Raw genomic sequence first — 18739 nt, forward strand, 5'->3', positions numbered from 1 at the left:
GTCACCGGTGGCCGTACTGGCTGACGAGCTCGGGGTCGCGCACGAGGCCGTCGAGCCAGGTCGGATCGAGCTTCGGCACGGAGGAGAACAGAAGCTTTGAATAAGGATGGGTGGCCGCCTTCACCTTATCGGGCGTGATCTGCTCCACTTGCTGCCCGTTGTACATGACCATGATTTCGTCGCAGATCGCCTCGACGACGGAAAGGTCGTGGCTGATGAAGATGTAGGACAGCCCCAGCTCGCGCTGCAGTTCCTTGAGCAGCTCGATCACAGCCGAGGCCACTACCGTGTCGAGTGCCGAGGTGATCTCGTCGCAGATGATCAGCTTGGGGTTGGCTGCCAGCGCGCGCGCGAAATTCACACGCTGCTTCTGGCCACCCGAGAGCTCCGATGGGTGCCGGTAGCGCAGGCCCCTCGGCAGGCGCACCATGTCGAGCAGTTCGTCGACCTGCTTCGAGCGCGCCTGCCTGTCGAGCCGGTGGTAGAAGGCCAACGGGCGGCCGATGATGTCTTCCACCGGCTTGGCCGGGTTGAGCGCGGTATCGGCATACTGGAACACGATCTGCATCTCGCGCAGCTGATCCTGGCTGCGTTTCCTGGCAGCCGGCTGCAGCGGCTTACCGTCGAAGACGATATTGCCCGCCGCCGCCGGATGGATACCGGCGATGACGCGCGCCAGCGTCGATTTCCCGCAGCCGGATTCGCCGATAACGCCGAGATTGCGCCCCTTCTCCACGACCAGGCTGACGGAATCGACGGCGCGGATGATCGGCAGTCCGTCATCCCGCATCGCACCGTAGCCGGCCGTCACATTGTCGATACGCAGCAGATGCTTTGTCCTGGCATCCGCGTGCGCTTGCCGCGGCTTCGGTTCGAACGCGGCCAGCAGTTCGCGCGTGTAGGGATGTTGGGGGCCCGAAAGGATTGTCGCCGTGGTGCCGGTCTCCTGCACCTCGCCGCCCTTCAGCACCACGATGCGGTCGGCGATCTGGGCGACGACCGCGAGGTCGTGAGAGACATAGACACCTGCTATCCCGCCTGCCCGCATGACCGATTTGAATGCCTTCAGCACGTCGATCTGCGTCGTGACGTCGAGTGCCGTCGTCGGCTCGTCGAAGATGACCAGCTTGGGATCGCCGATGAGCGCCATGGCCGCCGACAGCCGCTGCAATTGCCCGCCGGAAACCTGATGCGGATAACGGGCGCCGATCCTTTCCGGATCCGGCAGCGACAGGGCCTTGAACAGCTCGACCGCACGCTTTCGCGCCTGTTCGGGTGGCATCAGCTTGTGGATGCGCGTGACCTCGATGACCTGCTCCATGATCGTGGAGGAGGGGTTGAACGAGGCGGCGGCACTTTGCGGAACATAGGCGATGTCGGTGCCGCGCAACCTGGCGCGTTCCTTTTCGGAAAGAGCAGCCATGTTCTTCCCGTTGACGTTGATCTCGCCGCCGGTGATCCGGCAGCCGGGCCGCGCATGGCCCATCAGCGAGAGCGCCACCGTCGTCTTGCCGGAGCCGCTTTCGCCGATCAGCGCGACGATCTCGCCATCGGCGATCTCCAGGCTGACGCCCTTGATAATGTCCACAAGCCGTCCGGCGTCGGTCTTGGCCTCGATCCGCAGGTTCCTGACCTCGACGAGATTGCTCATGCGTCGCGGTCCCTGATCTTCTGCGGCAGGTTGTCGATCAGCAGGTTGACGCTGATGGTGAGGCTGGCGATCGCCAGCGACGGCACGATGACGGCGGGGGCCGCGAAAGGCAGGCCGCCGATGTTCTCGCGCACCAATGCGCCCCAGTCGGCGAGTGGCGGCTGAAGACCGAGCCCGAGGAAGGACAAACCAGAGAGCAAAAGCACGATGAAGACAAAGCGCAGGCCGAAGTCGGCCAGCACCGGGCGAATGATGTTGGGCAGGATCTCGGACCCGATGAGGTAGGCGGTGCTCTCGCCACGGACACGGGCGACGGTGATGAAGTCCATGGTGTTGATGTTGACGGCGAGCGCGCGGGCAAAACGGTAGGCGCCGGGGATATAGATGACCGCAAGCGTCAGGATCAGCACCGGGATGGACGAGCCGACCGCGGCAACGACCACGAGGCCAAACAGCTTGCTGGGGATGGAGTTCATGGCGTCGAGGAAGCGGCTGAGGCAGGTGTCGAGCCAGCCCCCGGTGACAGCCGCGATCATGCCGAGCACGACACCCGAAAAGCAGGCGATGCAGACGGCCGCGAGCGATATGCCGACGGTGTAGCGGGCGCCCATCAGAACGCGCGAAAGCATGTCGCGCCCCAGATAGTCCGAGCCGAGCCACAGTCCCTGGCGCATTGGGCCGAAATAGTCGTCGTCAACGATGTCGCCGATCGAATGGGGAATGATGTAGGGCGCGAGGATCGCGACGAGCGTCCAAGCCACGATGACCAGCGCCGCCACGACGCCCACGAGGCTGTAGCTGTGGCCCAGGAAGGACCGTCGGGAGGTTGTCGCGTGCGCTATCGTCATCTGAGCCTCGGGTTGGACATGATGGCGACGACGTCGGCGGCGGTGATGAGGAAGAGGTAGCCGAGGCAGAAGATCATCGCGCAACTCTGGATCAGCGGCAGGTCGCGGGTGGCGACGGCGTCGACCATCAGCTTGGCGATGCCGGGATAGTTGAAGATCGTCTCGACGATGATGACGCCGCCGACCAGATAGGAAAGCGACAGCGCAACCGCATTGACGATCGGCCCGAGCGCATTGGGAAGCGCGTGCTTGAACACCATGCGGCTGCGCGAGGCGCCCTTGAGCAGCGCCATCTCCACATATGGCGTGGAGAGCGTTTCGATCACCGCGGCGCGGGTCATGCGGATCATCTGCGCGGAGATGACGAAGGTGAGCGTGATCACGGGCATGGCATAGATGCGCACCAGGTCGGTCAGCGAATGCGCCTCGTTGACCGAGGACAGTGCCGGCAGCCATTTCAGATAAACCGCGAAGAGCAGGACCGCCAGCGTCGCGACCATGAATTCCGGCACGGAGATGACGCCGATCGAAACAATGGTGACGGTGCGGTCATAGACAGAGCCGCGCAGCATGGCGGCGGTGATGCCGAGCGTCAGCGCCAGTGGCACGGAGAGCAGCGTGGTGATGCCGGCGAGCTTCATGGTGTTGACCAGGCGCCCGCCGATCAGCGCTGCCACCGGCATGTCGTTGGCGTAGGAGGTGCCGAGGTCGCCGTGGAGCAGGCCGACAAGCCAGCGCAGGAAGCGCAGGATCGCCGGATCGTTGAGATGCATGGCCTCGCGCAGGCCGGCGACCGCTTCCGGCGTCGCCGCCTGGCCGAGCAGGATGGACGCGGTGTCGCCAGGCAGCATGCTGGTGGCGAAAAACACGGCGAACAGCACGATCAGAAGGGTGACGAACGCGATCCCCAGCCGCTTCACCACGAGGTTCAAAACCCCAGACGTCATGGAAGCGCTCCTGCGGTTGCGTTCGGCCGACAATCTTGCACAAGGCGGTGCCGGGAGCCGGCTGACCGGCCCCCGGCAGGCGCCTTTCAGGCTTCGAGCCAGAGATATTCGGCCATTGCGTAGCCCATCATGCCACCAAGCGGGTTCGCTTCCAAACCCTTCACCTTGCTGGAGAGGGCATCGACGTTGGAGATATAGGCCGGGATAATGGTGCCGGCCTCTTCGGACACCATGGTCTGCATCTGGCCGTAGATCTCCTTGCGCTTGACCTGGTCAAGCGAGCCGCGCGCCTCGATGAGCATCTTGTCGAATTTCTCGGACTTGTACTGGCTTTCGTTCCACGGCGCGTTGGAAGCGTAAAGCAGCGAGAACAGGATGTCCGGCGTCGGGCGCGGATTGATGTTGCCGAAATGGACTGGCGCCTTGAGCCAGTAATTGTCCCAGTAGCCGTCGGCCGGGACACGCTGGACATCGAGCTTCATGCCGATATCCGCGCCGGCGGCCTGGATGATCACAGCCATGTCGATCGAGGAGGTGGCGGCGTCGGACGCGATCACCGGGATGGACTGGCCGAGCACGCCTGCCTTCTTGAAGTGGAACTTCGCCTTATCCGGATCGAAAGCCTTCGGCTTGAGGTCGGCGTTGTGGAAGATGTTCGCCGGCGGCACCGGCTGGTCGTTACCGATTTCGCCGAGACCGCGCAATGCCGATTTGACGATCTGCTCGCGGTTGACGAGATATTTCATGCCGGCCACGAAGTCGGCCTTGCTGCCCGGATCCATGTCGAGCCGGATGTTAAGGTCGGTGTAATTGCCCGAGGTCGTCTTCGACAGTTCGAAGCCCTGCTGGCTCTCCAGCAGCTTCATCGAGCGCGGATTGATTGAGGCCGCAAAATTGATGTCGCCGGAAATCAGGGCGTTGACGCGGGCGCTGTCGTCGCTGATGGCGATGAACTCGAAGGAGTCGAGATAGGGCTTGCCCGACTTCCAGTAGTTCTTGTTCTTGGTGACCACCGAACGAACGCCCGGCTCGAACGTCTCAAGCACGAAGGCGCCGGTGCCGTTGCCTTTGGAGAAGTCCGTGGTGCCGTCCTGGACGATCATGAAGTGATGCAGTGCCAGGATGGTCGGAAGGTCGGCATTCGGGTCGGCGAGCGTGATTTCGACGGTCGACTTGTCGAGCGCCTTGAAGCCGGTCATCTGCGCCGCGATCTTGGCGACCTTGGAACCAACCGACTTGTCGAGATGGCGCTTCAGCGAGAAGACGACGTCGTCGGCGGTGAGATCCTTGCCGTCATGGAAGGTGACGCCCTTGCGCAGCTTCACGGTCCAGGTCTTGGCGTCCTTGCTGTCGAAGCTTTCGGCCAGCTCCATCTGCGTCTTGCCGTCCTTGTCGAGGAAAGTCAGGCGGTTGTAGAGCGAGCAGCAGCGGACATAGTCGGTGGAGAGCGAGGCCTTTGCCGGATCGAGCGTGTCGGCGGTCGAGGACGACCATCCGGCGGCTTTGAAATTTCCGCCCGAAACCGGCGTGGCGGCGACGGCATTGGTGGCGCGGCCGAGCACCAGGCTGCCTGCGGCAAACGCGGCGCCGCCGGCCAACAGCATCTTGAGAAGTTCGCGGCGGCTCGCGCCCCGCCGGATGGCGTTTTCGACCATCGCATCATCTGCTCCGGTCCAGTTGGTGATCTTGTCGGTCATGTCATTCCCCTTTCTGTTGTTTGGCCGGATGCGCGTCTTGATGCGGCTTGCCGGGTTTTAAGCTCAGGTCCGTTCCTTCAGGCTTTCCCGCACAGCCGCGGCGAAAGCGGCCATCGAGGTGAAGTGGTAGTCCGGCGCGGTGAAGCGCCCGGGCTCGATCGTGCCGCCATAGCCCTTCTGGGCATAGCGGCGCTCGATCCAGCAGTTGGTCATGCCGAGCGACCTTGAAATGCCGATGTCATGGTATTGGCTTTGCGCGACATGCAGGATGTCGTCCTTGCTATCGCCCCTTGAGGCGACGAAATCGAAGACCTTCTGGAAAAAGGCCGGATCCGGTTTCTCCGTGCCGGTATCGTCGGCGGTGAAGGTAGCGAAAAAGGGCGATCCGAGCTGTTTGTCGAAATGATCGAGCGCCCAGCGCCGGGCATTGGTCATGGCAATCAGCTTATGGGACTTCGCAAGGTCGGCCAAGGCCGCCGCGCTGTCGGGGAAGCCCTGCCAGATGCTGGCGGAATCCCACAGGCGGACGCCGTATTTCTCCTCGGCCGGCAGGCCGAGCTGTGGCGCGATGACCATGTAGACACGCACGAGATCGTCGGGAAACAGGCCCGCATCGGGCATGTAGCGGGCCTGCCGGTAAAGGCTCAGTGCGGCTTCGCCGTCTATAGAAACGCCGGCCTCGGCGGCAATTGCGGCCAGGCATGTCGTTATGCCGCCTTCGAAGTCGATCAGCGTGCCGACAACGTCAAAGGTCATGTATTTGAACTCGCTAAAGCCCCTGGCCAAGACTGCCTCTCCTCTGCGCGCGGGCGAATTGCATGGTGTTGAACAGAACAAAATTCGTGCTGTCCGGGGCGTCGGCCTTCTCAAAAGCCTTGAAATGCGGGCCTTTCTGGCCTTGTCTTGAGAGCAGTCTGGCACTTCCCCCGCGCTGGATTCGCTGAAAACGCGCAGGGCTGCGGCACAAAATTGCGAAATCGTCCGCCCCGGCGCTATTTCGAGACACGACACATTCATCGCCCGTCATGGCAAGGCCCGGCGGACATCCGGATCGTCGAGTGTCTGGTCGAGCGTTCGACGCGTGCGCTCGACGATCGCATCTATATCGCCGTCGGTGCAGCAGAGCGGCGGGGCGTAACCGATGACGCCATGCGCGAAAGCACGCACGATAAGGCCGTTGTCCCAGGCCCTGTCGAAGACGCGCCGCGCCGGCATGGCCGAAGCGGGAAGCGGCGTCTTCTTCCTTTTGTCGACTACCAGCTCGATCGCGGCCAGCATGCCGCGGCCACGCACCTCGCCGACGAGCGGATGATCGCTCAGGCCTGCCAGTCCCGCCATCAGGCGGGCGCCGGCCTTGATGCCGTTCGCAAGAATTCCGTTTTCATAGAGCTTCAACACTTCGAGCGCCACGGCGGCGCTGACGGGATGGGCGGAATAGGTATAGCCGTGGCCGACCGCCGAAGCACCCGCACTATCGGCGATGACGTCATAGACATGATCGGCCATGAACACCGCGCCCATTGGGACATAGCCCGAGGTCAGGCCCTTCGCGGTCGTCATGAAATCGGGAACGATGTCCTCGTCGGTGCAGGCAAACAGGGGCCCGGTGCGCCCGAAGCCGGTGATCACCTCGTCGGCGATGAACAGGACGCCATATTCGCGGCAGAGCTCGCGCACGGCCTTGATCCAGCCCTTCGGCGGGACGATAACGCCGCCCGAGCCCTGGATCGGCTCGGCATAGAAGGCGGCGACACGCTCCGGCCCGATCTCCTCGATCCTGGCCTTCAGCGCCGCAAGCGATGCTGAGATGATGGCGTTCTGGTCATCGCCAACCGGATTGCGATAGGGATAGGGCGAGGGGATCTTGTGCTGCCATTCGAAAGGAATGCCGAAGCCGGCATGGAAAGCGGGCAGGGCGGTCAGGCCCGCGCCGACCACCGACGATCCGTGATAACCCTGCTCGATCGAAATGAACTGATCGCGTTTCGGCTCGCCCTTGGCATTCCAGTAGTAGCGGACGAAACGGATCGTGCTGTCGACCGCGTCAGACCCGCCCAGCGTGAAGTAGACGTGATTGAGATCGCCGGGCGCGCGCTCGGCCAACTCCGAGGCGAGGCGGATGGCGGGCTCGGAGCCAAGGTCAAAATAGGCGGTGGCGTAGGGAAGATCGCGCATCTGACGTGCCGCCGCCTCGACGATGCTGTCGTGGCCGTATCCGGCATTGACGCACCACAGCCCGGCGAAACCGTCGATAAGCTGCCGGCCGGAGGCATCGGTCACGGTCGCGCCCTTCGCCGATTTCAGCACGCGCACGCCGAGCGCCTCATGGCCGCGATAGGAGGAGACCGGGTGGATGAGATGGGCGCGGTCGAGTTCGATCAGGGAATTGGCGAGCATTTTTGTCCTCCTGACTAGCCGAGCGCCTGGTTGGCGAGGGCGTAAACTTTCGGTCTGGCCGGGACGGCGTCCGTTCTGGATGGGCGGTACATGGCCACGCCGCCGCCGACATGCAGGAGGCCGATTTCGGTCAGCCAGCCGGCGAGGCCGCTGCGGCTGTCGGTATCCACGCGCAGGAAGGCGCCGGGGCGCGGCGCGGCGAAGTAGCTGATCAGCACCTTGGCGTCCGCAACGCTGCCCGCAATGACCGGGCCGATCACTTCACCGCGTCCGAACGGGCGGATCGCGGCATAGGCCTCTATGGCGCCATCACGGCGGATGACGGCGAATTGGCCGCGCTCGGCGAGCGCGTCGATCAAAGCTTCGCGATCGGCTCCATAAGCGTCACGGTCCATCGCCTTGATCCAAGGCCGGTCACTGGCGCTTGCTGCTTCCACGCCATCGGGTGCGCAAAGCTTAGCAACGTTGCCCTGATGCTGCAGGATCGTGCCCGAGGGGGCGAAGCCGAGCTTCCGATAGAGCGGCATGCCGTCGGTTGTCGCGACAAGTCGCAGTGGACGATCGCCGGCAAGGGCAAAGGCCCGTTCCATGAGCCGGCGCCCGAGCCCCTTGCCCCGCGCGTTCCTGTCGACGATCACCATGTTGATCATGGCGCAATCGGCGCCGTAGGGCGTTACCAGGATTGTCCCGGTGACCCGGCCCTCGTCGTCGAGCGCCACCGCGCCGCTGGAGAGCTGCAGCGCCATCTGCCAGTCCTGCGGGCGATGCGGCCAGTTCTCCTGGCGAGAAAGCGCGACTGCGCCCTCGATATGGTCCGGCCCAAAGGCCTGGATTGCAATTTCGCCCTGCTGCATGAGGCATCCTTCCATGTGCCACAAGTCTCGGTCATCGGCGCGCCGCAGATCGTCTGAAGGTTTCGGCTTCGGCGGTATCATTCGCCGTTGCGCAGGGAGTGCGCCGCATCTTGTGCTGGCGGCTATCGAACTGGACGCGCTTCACGCCTCGACCCGCGGCAGCCATTGACGCTCAAGATGCTACAGCGTGCCAAACCGGATGGCGGATACAGAACTTTCTGCTCTCGGGAGGCGCTTTTCGGTCAGGCGGGTCGTTGCCTGCCGGCCTATGATGAAAGACGTCCCAAAGCGGATGTGCTTCACCGGAGATCGACGGACATGGCTTCTTTCAGGCCCAAATACATCACCTTCGACTGCTACGGCACGTTGACCAATTTCCAGATGGCGGAGGCGGCGCGCGACCTCTACGGCAGTCGACTTGACGAGGCGCGCATGCAGGAGTTCATCAACAACTTCGCGGCCTACCGGCTGGACGAGATCCTGGGCGACTGGAAACCCTATGCCGACGTCATCCACAACGCGCTCGAGCGTGCCTGCAAGCGCAACGGTGTCGCCTTCAGTCCCGACCACGCCAGAATGGTGTATGAACGTGTCCCGACCTGGGGGCCCCACGCGGATGTTCCAGCCGGGCTGGCGAAGGTCGCCAGGGAAATCCCGCTGGTGGTCCTGTCCAACGCCATGAACGCGCAGATCATGTCCAATGTCGAGAAGCTCGGCGCGCCATTCCATGCCGTCTACACCGCCGAGCAGGCACAGGCCTACAAGCCCCGCTTCAGGGCGTTCGAGTACATGTTCGACAGGCTGGGCTGCGGTCCGGAGGATATCCTTCACTGCTCGTCGTCGTTCCGCTACGACCTGATGTCGGCACACGATCTCGGCATCAAGAACAAGGTCTGGATCAATCGCGGTCACGAGCCGGCGAACCCTTATTACGGTTATGTCGAGATCGCCGACATTGCGGGCCTTCCGGGCGTAGTCGGTCTCTGAAACAGGCGGGTTGTCGATGAAGTTGGTCTCCTACTGGCACGACACCGCTCCAGTCTTTTCCGGCGGGGCGCAAGGCCCGGTCGATGGGCATTACGATGCAGCCATCGTCGGCGGCGGCTTCACCGGTCTTGCCGCCGCTTACCAACTGGCGAAAGCTGGCGCGAAGGTGGCAGTGCTGGAAGCGGAGCGGGTGGGCTGGGGCGCATCCGGGCGCAATGGCGGGCACCTGAACAACGGCCTCGCCCACAGCTACCTTTCGGCCAAGGCGGAACTCGGCAAGGAACGCGCCGTCGCGCTCTACCGGGCGCTGGACGGTTCCGTCGACACGATCGAAGCGCTGATCGCCGCGGAAGGGATCGACTGCAACTTCCGCCGCGCCGGCAAGCTGAAGCTCGCCTCCAAGCCGCAGCATTTCGAGGCGATCGCCCGTAACTTCGAAGCCGTCCATGCCGAGGTGGATCCGGATACGGCGCTGCTGTCGGCGGCCGATCTCAAATCCGAGATCGGCTCGCCGTTTCACGGCGCGATGCTGTCGAAGAAAAGCGCCATGATGCATATGGGCCGCTATGTCGCCGGCCTCGCCACGGCCGCCGCCCGCTACGGTGCCGTCATCCACGAGAACGCGACGGTAAGCGACCGCAAGCAGGCCGGCAACAGGCACGAGCTGACTACATCCCGTGGCCGCATCAGCGCCGACAATGTGCTGGTGGCGACGGGCGCCTACACCACGCCGAATTTCGATTATTTCCGCCGCAGGATTATTTCCGTCGGCAGCTTCATCATCGCCACGCGACCGTTGAGCCAGGCCGAGATCGCCGCGACGATGCCGGGCAACCGGACATGCGTGACCTCGATGAACATCGGCAACTATTTCCGGCTTTCGCCGGACAACCGCCTCATCTTCGGCGGCCGCGCACGTTTTTCGGCGACATCGGACCAGCGCTCCGATGCCAAGAGCGGACAGATTTTGCGAGCGAGCCTGGCCGCCATCTTTCCGCAGCTCGCCAAAGTCGAGATCGACTATTGCTGGGGCGGGTTGGTCGACATGACCAAGGATCGCTTCCCCCGCGCCGGCTACCATGACGGGGTCTGGTACGCGATGGGCTATTCCGGCCACGGCGCCCAGCTTTCCACCCATCTCGGCATGATCCTGGCCGATGCCATGCTCGGCCGTGAGGACCGCAATCCGATGAAGGGCCTCGATTGGCCTTCCATCCCCGGCTATTCCGGCAAGCCCTGGTTCTTGCCGATGGTCGGCCTCTACTACAAGGCGCTCGACCGAGTTCAGTGATCGTTTCGGCGCGGTCGGGCTGCAGCCAAGGTGCTCAGCCCAGCCCGCCGATGTGGAAGCTCTTCATCTCCAGATATTCCTCGATGCCGGCCTGTGCCCCCTCGCGCCCGAGGCCGGATTGCTTGACGCCGCCGAACGGGGCCACCTCCATCGACACCGAGCCGGTGTTGAGGCCCACCATGCCGAACTCCAGTGCCTCGCCGACACGCCAGGCGCGCTTCAGGTTCTCCGTGTAGAAGTAGGAGGCAAGCCCGTAGGGTGTGCCGTTGGCGAGCGTGATCGCCTCCGCTTCTGTCTCGAACCGGAAAAGCGGCGCGACCGGGCCGAACGTCTCTTCGCTGGCGAGTTCCATTTCCTTTGTGGCGCCCGTCAGCACCAGCGGCGCGACATATTGCGGACCTTTGGGCAATGCTGGCTTCTGCGTGATGATCGCGGCACCTTTGGCGAGCGCATCCTCGACGTGGCGGTTGATCTTCTCAACCGCCGCCATATTGATCATCGGTCCGATGGCGACGCCGGCTTGAGTGCCCGGCCCAACCGTCATGGCGTTAACGCGGGCGCTGAGCTTCTGGGCGAAGGCGTCATAGACTCCCGCCTGAACCAGGATGCGGTTGGCGCACACGCAGGTCTGGCCGCCATTGCGGAATTTCGAGGCGAGCGCGCCCTCGACCGCAAGGTCGAGATCGGCGTCGTCGAAGACGATGAAGGGCGCGTTGCCGCCGAGCTCTAAGCTGAGCCGCTTCACGCTGTCGGCCGCCCCGCGCATCAGCAGCGAGCCGACCCGCGTCGAACCGGTGAAGGAGATCTTGCGAACGGCCTCATTGGCCATAATCTCGTTGCCGATCTCGGCCGGCATGCCGGTGACGATGTTGATGACTCCGGCGGGGACGCCCGCGCGTTCGGCTAGCACGCAGAGCGCCAGCGCCGAATAAGGCGTGAATTCGGACGGCTTGATGACCACCGTGCAGCCCGCGGCCAGCGCCGGCGCGACCTTGCGGGTGATCATCGCGTTCGGGAAATTCCACGGCGTGATGATGCCGCACACCCCGACCGGCTCCTTCAGCACGATGATACGGCGATCGGAGGTCGGCGAGGGGATGGTGTGGCCGCTGATGCGGCGCGCTTCCTCCGCGAACCATTTGAGGAAGGACGCGCCATAGCGGATCTCGCCTTTGGCTTCGTCCAGCGGCTTGCCCTGTTCGGTCGTCAGGATCAGCGCCAGATCGTCCAGATGCGCAAGCAGCAGGCCATGCCAGGCCTCCAGCAGGGCAGCGCGTTCGGCGTTGGTCTTTCCCTTCCAATCCCGATAAGCGAAAGTCGCAGCGTCTATGGCCGCGCGGGTCTCCGCACCGCCCATGTCGGGCACGGTGCCGATCGCTGTCTGTGTCGCCGGATCGGCGACATCGACCGTTTTGCCGGAAGCGGCGGCCACCCATTTGCCGCCGATCAGGCCGGCCTCGCGGAACAGACTATTGTCTTTCAGGTTTTTCATCGAAAACGACCTTGCAATCAGGTAAGCGCCGCGACGACGGCGGCAGTAATCGCTTCCGAGCGATCCTTGCCGGGGGTGGTTCCAATGCCTCCGGCAGTTGTCGTCTCGAGCGCCTTCATGACGCGAACGGCGGCAGCCTTTGCACCGAGATGATCGAGCATCATGGCGCCGGACCAGATGGTGGCGATCGGATTGGCGATGCCGAGATGGGCGATGTCGGGCGCGGAACCGTGCACTGGCTCGAACATGGACGGCGCCGAGCGGTCGGGGTTGATATTGGCGGAGGCGGCATAGCCGAGCCCGCCCTGAATCGCCGCGCCAATGTCGGTGAGGATGTCGCCGAAGAGATTGGAGGCGACGACCACGTCGAGGCTCTCCGGCGCCATGATCATGCGCGCGGCGAGCGCGTCGACATGGTAGCTGGTCACTTCGACGTCCGCATAATCCGCCGCCAGCTTTCGCGTGATCTCATCCCAGAACACCATCGAATATTTCTGCGCGTTGGACTTGGTGACGGAGGCCAGCTTGCGCCGGCGCGACCGCGCCTGCTCGAAGCCGAAGCGCAGGATGCGCTCGACGCCGGCGCGCGTGAAGATCGAGGTTTCCACCGCGACCTCGTCCGCGGTGCCCTGGTGCACGCGTCCGCCGGCGCCTGAATATTCGCCTTCGGTGTTTTCGCGGATGCACAGGATGTCGAAACTTTCCGCCCGCAGCGGTCCGGTGACGCCAGGCAACAGGCGATGCGGCCGGATATTGGCATATTGCACGAACGCCTTGCGGATCGGCAGCAGCAGCCCGTGCAGTGAGACTGAATCCGGCACCTCCGCCGGCCAGCCGACCGCCCCCAGAAGGATGGCATCGAAACCGCGCAAGGTCTCGATGCCGTCCTCGGGCATCATGCGGCCGGTTTCCTTGAAGAAGCGGCAGGACCAGGGGAACTCGGTTCCCGTCAGGGTAAAGCCGAAGTTTTTGGCCGCGGTTTCCAGCACCGTCCAGGCGGCGGCGGTCACGTCGCGGCCGATGCCGTCACCGGGGATCAGAGCGATTGAATAGGACTTCATCGGCATCTCTCTAGAGGCTGATCAGGACGCTCTTGGTCCTGCGGTTGGCGAGATAGGCCTCGCGGCCGAGGTCTTTGCCGATGCCCGAGCGCTTGTAGCCGCCGGTCGGCAGGATGTGGTCGCGTGAGCGGCTGTAGCGGTTGACCCAGACGGTGCCCGCTTCGAGCTTGCGCGCGAAACGGATCGTGCGGGAAAGGTCGGACGTGAACAGGCCGGATGCCAGCCCGTAGGTCGGATGACTGGACAGTGCCAGCGCCTCGTCCTCGGTCTCGAAGGTCTGGACGGTCAGGACGGGGCCGAAGATTTCCTCGACGATCGCCGGATTGTCTTGGCCGACATTGGCGATCAGCGTCGGTTTGTAGAAATAACCGGGGTTGTCCATGACAGCGCCGCCGGTGAGGCACTCGCCGCCAGCCTCCACGGCGGCCCGCACGATGCCGTCCACACGCGCCCGCTGCCGTTCCGAGATAATAGGCGAATACTGCGTCGCCTCGTCCCAGGTTGCGCCGGACCGCACTGCCTTCATCTTCTCCATGATGACAGATGTCAGCCTGTCGGCCACGCTCCTCTCGACGATCAGACGCGTGCCGGCCACGCAGGCCTGGCCGGCATTGAAGGTGGCGCTGCCGGCGATTGCCGTCGCCGCCTTGTCGAGATCGGCATCGGCAAAGACGAGCTGCGGGCTCTTGCCGCCGAGCTCCAGCGTCATCGGCTTGACGCCTGTGCGGGCGACGTTCTCCATGATGGCCGAGCCGGCGCGGGTCGAACCGGTGAAGGAGACCTTGGCTATCTCGGGATGGCCGGTGAGCGCCGTGCCGGTCGTCGGACCGTCACCCAGCACCACGTTGACAAGCCCCGCCGGCAAGCCGGCCCTGACGGCGAGCTCTGCTATGTAGACAGCCGAGAAAGGCGTCATTTCCGACGGCTTCAGCACGACTGCATTGCCCGCGGCCAGCGCCGGGCCGAGTTTCCATCCGGCCATCGAGATCGGAAAATTCCACGGAGTGATCGCGCCGACCACGCCATAGGGCTCGCTTATGATCATGCCGAGGCTGGCGTCGTCGGTCGGTGCCAGCTCGCTGCCTTCCTTGTCGGCGAACTCGGCAAAGAAGCGGATCTGCTCGGCGGTGACGGCGATGTCGCCGGCGACGAGCTGGCCCACGGGCCGGGTCGAGCACAAGGCCTCGATCCGGGCGAGCGTTTCGGCTTCCGCCTCGATCAGGTCGGCCCACGCCTGCAGCGCCCTGGTGCGTTCGCGCGGCCGAACACCGCCCCAGTTGCTTGCCTTCAGCGCCGCCTTGGCACTTTCCACCGCGCGGTCGACCATATCGGCGCCGGCCACCGGGCAGGCGGTGTATGGCCTACCATCCGAAGGTCGGCGCATCTCGATCGCGCCCTCGGCCGCGATCAGTTCGCCGCCGACAAAATGGCCGACGGGAAGGGAGACGGTATCCGGATCGAAGCTCAAGCCCATGGGCGCCCACTCTCAGCTGTTCTGGAGAGCCTAGCGCGGGCAGGAGCGCAGCAGGCGCCGTTCACCGACCGGCCGCGGACGATTGTTGCGTGCTGGCGATGAGGGACGGCAAAATCTGTTGCGGCGTCGCCGGCCCGGGCAGACCCCATTACCCTACCGTCACGTAGATCTTGCGCACCGTTTCGATGGTCTTCCAAACGCCGGTGAAGCCAGGCTTCATCACGAAGCTGTCGCCAGCCCGGTAGGTCATTGTCTCGCCGCCGTCGGGCGTGACTTCAATCACGCCGGTGAGGATGTGGCAGAACTCGAAAGTCTCACCCTTGATCGAGCGCGTCTCGCCCGGTGTCGCTTCCCAGACGCCGGTGTGCACGAGATCGTCCTTGGCGACATCCTGCGCCCAGGTCTTGAAGGCAGGGTCGCCGGCAATCAGCCGCTCGGGCAGCGCCTTGGACTCGCGCGGCGGGAAAACCGGGTCGGTATCGACGGTCTTGAGCAGGGACAAGGGATGGCCTTTCCAGTTGAAGCTTCAATAGCCGCGCGACCGGTCGACGAGACCGACGGGATCGAGGCCGGCACGGTGGCGTTTGATGTTGTCGATGACGGCGCACGCGGCTGTCGCGGGTTGGGTGACGCTGGCGATATGCGGAGTCAGGATGATCTTCGGATGCGACCAGAACGGATGTCGCGCGGGCAGCGGTTCGGGATCAGTCACGTCGATCATTGCGGCCGAGAGGTGATCGCTGTCGAGCGCGGCGACAAGCGCCTCGTGGTCGAGCTGGGGTCCGCGACCGGTGTGAACGAGCGCCGCGCCTTTGGGCAGTTTCGCGAACAGCCTGGCGTTCAGAAATCCGCGCGTCTCCTCGATGAGTGGCAGCAGGCAGACCAATATGTCACTGGCCGCCAGCATCTGCACCAGCCCAAGATCGCCACGATAACAGGTCACGCCCTCGACTCGCCACGGGGAGCGGCTCCATCCGGCGAGCGGGAAGCCGAAGGGTTTCAGCCGGTCGAGGACGGCTTGGCCGAGCTGCCCGAGGCCGAGCACACCGATCCGGCGCGACCCGGCCTGAGCCTGCGGGATATCGCACCACTCGCCGGCGCGCTGCTGCGCCAGATAGGCCGGCAGGTTGCGGTGAAGCGCAAGCACGGCAAGCGTCACATATTCCTGCATCATGCGCACGATGCCTTCCTCGATCATGCGCACGACCTTCACGTTCGCAGGCACCGCATCGAAGCGGAACTGATCGACGCCGGCGCCTAGCGAGAACAGGATTTCCAGGTTCCCGTAGCGGGCAAGGTTTTCCGGCACGGCCCAGGTGATCAGATAGCGCACCCTATCGGGATCAACTGTCGCGGCGTCCATGGCGAACGGGAGATCCGGCAGTTCTTTGGCGAACGCCTCCGCGAAAACTGCGCCGCGGCGCGCATCGGAATTGAACAGGAAGGTCATTCTGGCCGCTCCGTCAAACCGCGCAGTGCGCGCCCAGCGCTTCGATCATCCGTTGGCAGGCGGTGAGCTCGCTGGCGAGGATGTATTCGTTCGGCTTGTGGGCGCGGCCGATGTCGCCGGGGCCGCAGATGATCGCGTCCAGCCCCGCGGCCTGGTAAAGCCCGGCCTCCGTGCCGTAGCTGACGGCGGCCAGCGGCGTTTCGCCGGTCAGCTCGCTGAGCAGCGCTGCCAGTGGCGCGTCCTGTGGCAGCGACAGCGCTGGGTAGGCACTGAGCGGCGTCCATTCGACCCGAAAGCCGTCGGCCCCACAGGCCTCCGCCTTCGCCCTGACCGGAGCAAGCAGGCTGGCCGGGTCGACGCCGGGTATTGCGCGCGCCTCCAGGTCCAGCGTGCAGGTGTCGGGAATGATGTTGACCGATTGCCCGCCCCCGATCACGCCAGCCTGCAGCGAGGAGTAGGGCGGCTCGAAGGCAGCGTCGAACGGCCCGCGCGTCAGCCTCTCAGCCTCGCGCACGATCGCACTCAGCGTTTCGGCCATGGCGTGGACGGCATTGCGCCCGAGATCGGGTCGCGAGGAATGGCCGGAACATCCATAGATGGTTACACGTGCCGCCGCCTTCCCCTTGTGGCCGCGCACTGGGCGCATGCCGCTCGGCTCGCCAACGATGACGCCGAGCGGCTTGGCGCAAAGTTCGGGAAGGCGGGCGATCAGATGCGGCACGCCGCGGCATCCAATTTCCTCGTCGTAGGAGAAAGCGACATGGATCGGCTTGGCCAGGCGCAGTTTCGTCAGCACGGGCAAAGCCGCGAGCACTGCCGCAAGAAACCCCTTCATGTCGGTGGCGCCGCGTCCGTAGAGCCGCTCGCCCTCGCGGCGCAAGGCGAACGGGTCCGAACTCCATTGCGGCTCGCCGGCGGGGACGACATCCATGTGGCCGGACAGGACATAGCCCGGGACATCGGCGGGACCGACCGTCGCGAACAGATTGGAGCGGTCGCCTTCTGGCCCGGGAAGCAGCGTGACCTTTGCTCCATGTTCGCGAAGATACGTCTCGATCCAGCCGGCGACGTCGCCGTTCGGCTTGCCGGCGACGGAGGGAAAGGCGACGAGACGGTCGAGGATGTCGAAGACGTCCATTCCAGCCCTCAACGTATTTTCGGGTTCGCCGGGTTCGGCGCCGGCCATAACTGCAGAATTGCCGCAGAGGATGCGCGCTTTCCTTCGCGATTGCGTGCCGAAAGCGGAAGTGTTTCAGTTGAATCTTGCGTTGGCACGCGTCATTCGAGCAAATCGTATCGGTCTGGTTGTTTAGCGTTGGCGGGCAGGGACGTTGTATGTCACCCGTTACGCAATCTTTCAGAGGCAAGGAATTGAAGCCGTCCGAAAGCTTGAAAATCGATGCCTTCTCGGTGCGGATCGCCGACATCAAAGGTGTTGAACTGGACCGATTGCATGCGCTCTCCTTGTCTGTGGGCTGGCCGCATCGGGCAGAAGACTGGCAATTCCTGCGCGAAACGGGACAAGGCTTGGTGGCTCTCGATGAGATCGGCCGGGTTCTGGGATCCGCGATGTGGTTCGGGCACGGTCCCAGCTTCGCGACCGTTGGCATGGTCATCACCTCGCCACGGCTTCAGACGCTCGGGGCGGCGCAGTGGCTCATGAAGCGGGTTTTCGACAACATTCCCGGGCGCGACCTTCGCCTCAATGCAACCCGCGCCGCACGGCGGCTCTATCTCTCGCTCGACTTCCATCCGGAGAGGACTGTCTATCAATGCCAGGGCATCGCCCGCGTCCCAACGGCAGGTAGCCCCACGGAAGAGCGCGGCGACGTCCGGACTTTGGACGCAAGCGATGTTCCGGCAGCGGTCGCCCTCGACGCGGCGGGGTTTGGCGTGAGGCGGACAGCGCTTATTGAAAAGCTCTTCGCGCACTCGACCGGCTATGGTCTTTTCAGGGGCGATAAGCTTAGCGCTTTCGCGCTCTGCCGCCCGTTCGGGCGCGGCCACGTCCTGGGACCGGTCGTGGCTGAAAACGATGCTGATGCGGTGGCAGTTGCCCGGCCGCACGTGGCCGAGCATTCGGGGTCTTTCCTCAGAGTCGACACGCACATGGACAGTGGCGACTTCGCAGCCTTTTTGTCGTACGCTGAAATGCCGGTGTTCGACACGGTGCTGACCATGTCGTTGGGCAAACGCATGGCCGATTTTGCCGCTGGCGGCTCGCTGAGGACCTATGCCTTAGCAAGTCAAACCCTCGGGTAGTTGTCTTCGGTCGCGCCGTGGTTACCAGCCTAAGGCACAGGTGGTCCGCATGCCATCCTATCTATCCACCTTGGCCATCCGGAAAGCGGACCTACGCTCGCGACCAACCCAGCCGTTCAAGTCTCGCCGGGTTGGGGTAGATCCGACGTCAGAGCTTTGAAGATCGCAAATAGAGCAATCTGTAGCCCCCAAAGGGGCCCCAGCCGTCACGCGGGAGCAGGCTTCGGGGATCGCATCGAATCCAGCCCGAAGTAAGCGGCGGTATTTCTTGGCTTGGTCGGGAGACCACTTCCGGGCCGTTTCGCGGATTGCAAATTTTTGGCTGCCC

General features: G+C 64.1%; 16 protein-coding genes. 3 read left to right on the top strand and 13 right to left on the bottom strand.

The window, feature by feature from the left end; all coding sequences use genetic code 11:
- Position 1: 1 nt before the first annotated feature.
- From FJ974_RS28205 to FJ974_RS28235, 7 genes are all read right to left on the bottom strand, one after another.
- The gene (locus tag FJ974_RS28205) at positions 2-1651 is read right to left on the bottom strand and encodes an ABC transporter ATP-binding protein (RefSeq protein WP_140532138.1); all 1650 of its coding nucleotides are present in this window, start codon (positions 1649-1651) and stop codon (positions 2-4) included.
- Positions 1648-2499: an ABC transporter permease gene (locus FJ974_RS28210; protein WP_140532140.1), complete on the bottom strand. Its 852-nt coding sequence runs from the start codon at positions 2497-2499 to the stop codon at positions 1648-1650. The genes FJ974_RS28205 and FJ974_RS28210 overlap by 4 nt, the downstream gene beginning before the upstream one ends.
- Positions 2496-3446: an ABC transporter permease gene (locus tag FJ974_RS28215; RefSeq protein WP_140532142.1), complete on the bottom strand. Its 951-nt coding sequence runs from the start codon at positions 3444-3446 to the stop codon at positions 2496-2498. The genes FJ974_RS28210 and FJ974_RS28215 overlap by 4 nt, the downstream gene beginning before the upstream one ends.
- A gap of 86 nt (positions 3447-3532) precedes the next feature.
- Positions 3533-5143 (bottom strand): ABC transporter substrate-binding protein, encoded by a 1611-nt coding sequence (locus FJ974_RS28220; RefSeq protein WP_140532144.1) that lies wholly within the window; start codon positions 5141-5143, stop codon positions 3533-3535.
- 63 nt (positions 5144-5206) lie between these two features.
- Positions 5207-5899 (bottom strand): HAD-IA family hydrolase, encoded by a 693-nt coding sequence (locus tag FJ974_RS28225; protein WP_413468378.1) that lies wholly within the window; start codon positions 5897-5899, stop codon positions 5207-5209.
- A 267-nt stretch (positions 5900-6166) separates the two neighbouring features.
- Positions 6167-7540 (bottom strand): aspartate aminotransferase family protein, encoded by a 1374-nt coding sequence (locus tag FJ974_RS28230; protein ID WP_140532148.1) that lies wholly within the window; start codon positions 7538-7540, stop codon positions 6167-6169.
- A 14-nt stretch (positions 7541-7554) separates the two neighbouring features.
- The gene (locus tag FJ974_RS28235; RefSeq protein WP_140532150.1) at positions 7555-8394 is read right to left on the bottom strand and encodes a GNAT family N-acetyltransferase; all 840 of its coding nucleotides are present in this window, start codon (positions 8392-8394) and stop codon (positions 7555-7557) included.
- Positions 8395-8712: 318 nt separating this feature from the next.
- On the opposite strand from FJ974_RS28235, the gene FJ974_RS28240 reads away from it, so the two are divergent.
- Both FJ974_RS28240 and FJ974_RS28245 read left to right on the top strand, forming a co-directional pair.
- Positions 8713-9381: a haloacid dehalogenase type II gene (locus FJ974_RS28240; protein ID WP_140532152.1), complete on the top strand. Its 669-nt coding sequence runs from the start codon at positions 8713-8715 to the stop codon at positions 9379-9381.
- Positions 9382-9397: 16 nt separating this feature from the next.
- Complete coding sequence (locus tag FJ974_RS28245; RefSeq protein WP_140532154.1) at positions 9398-10672, top strand: NAD(P)/FAD-dependent oxidoreductase; 1275 nt, start codon at positions 9398-9400, stop codon at positions 10670-10672.
- A 34-nt stretch (positions 10673-10706) separates the two neighbouring features.
- On the opposite strand, the gene FJ974_RS28250 is transcribed toward FJ974_RS28245, so the two are convergent.
- The 6 genes from FJ974_RS28250 to argE form a co-directional block, all read right to left on the bottom strand.
- Positions 10707-12164 carry an NAD-dependent succinate-semialdehyde dehydrogenase gene (locus tag FJ974_RS28250; protein WP_140532156.1) on the bottom strand — a complete coding sequence of 486 codons (1458 nt, stop codon included), beginning with the start codon at positions 12162-12164 and terminating at the stop codon, positions 10707-10709.
- Positions 12165-12181: 17 nt separating this feature from the next.
- Positions 12182-13225 (bottom strand): tartrate dehydrogenase, encoded by a 1044-nt coding sequence (locus FJ974_RS28255; RefSeq protein ID WP_140532158.1) that lies wholly within the window; start codon positions 13223-13225, stop codon positions 12182-12184.
- A gap of 10 nt (positions 13226-13235) precedes the next feature.
- Positions 13236-14699 (bottom strand): aldehyde dehydrogenase family protein, encoded by a 1464-nt coding sequence (locus FJ974_RS28260; protein WP_140532160.1) that lies wholly within the window; start codon positions 14697-14699, stop codon positions 13236-13238.
- 148 nt (positions 14700-14847) lie between these two features.
- Positions 14848-15201: a cupin domain-containing protein gene (locus FJ974_RS28265; protein ID WP_140532162.1), complete on the bottom strand. Its 354-nt coding sequence runs from the start codon at positions 15199-15201 to the stop codon at positions 14848-14850.
- A 24-nt stretch (positions 15202-15225) separates the two neighbouring features.
- Complete coding sequence (locus tag FJ974_RS28270) at positions 15226-16149, bottom strand: 2-hydroxyacid dehydrogenase (RefSeq protein ID WP_140532164.1); 924 nt, start codon at positions 16147-16149, stop codon at positions 15226-15228.
- Between the two features lie 13 nt (positions 16150-16162).
- Complete coding sequence (gene argE, locus FJ974_RS28275) at positions 16163-17287, bottom strand: acetylornithine deacetylase (protein WP_140532166.1); 1125 nt, start codon at positions 17285-17287, stop codon at positions 16163-16165.
- A 197-nt stretch (positions 17288-17484) separates the two neighbouring features.
- On the opposite strand from argE, the gene FJ974_RS28280 reads away from it, so the two are divergent.
- Positions 17485-18411: a GNAT family N-acetyltransferase gene (locus FJ974_RS28280; RefSeq protein ID WP_140532168.1), complete on the top strand. Its 927-nt coding sequence runs from the start codon at positions 17485-17487 to the stop codon at positions 18409-18411.
- Positions 18412-18739: the final 328 nt, after the last annotated feature.

Source organism: Mesorhizobium sp. B1-1-8, from assembly GCF_006442795.2.
In the GTDB taxonomy this organism is placed as follows: Bacteria; Pseudomonadota; Alphaproteobacteria; order Rhizobiales; family Rhizobiaceae; genus Mesorhizobium.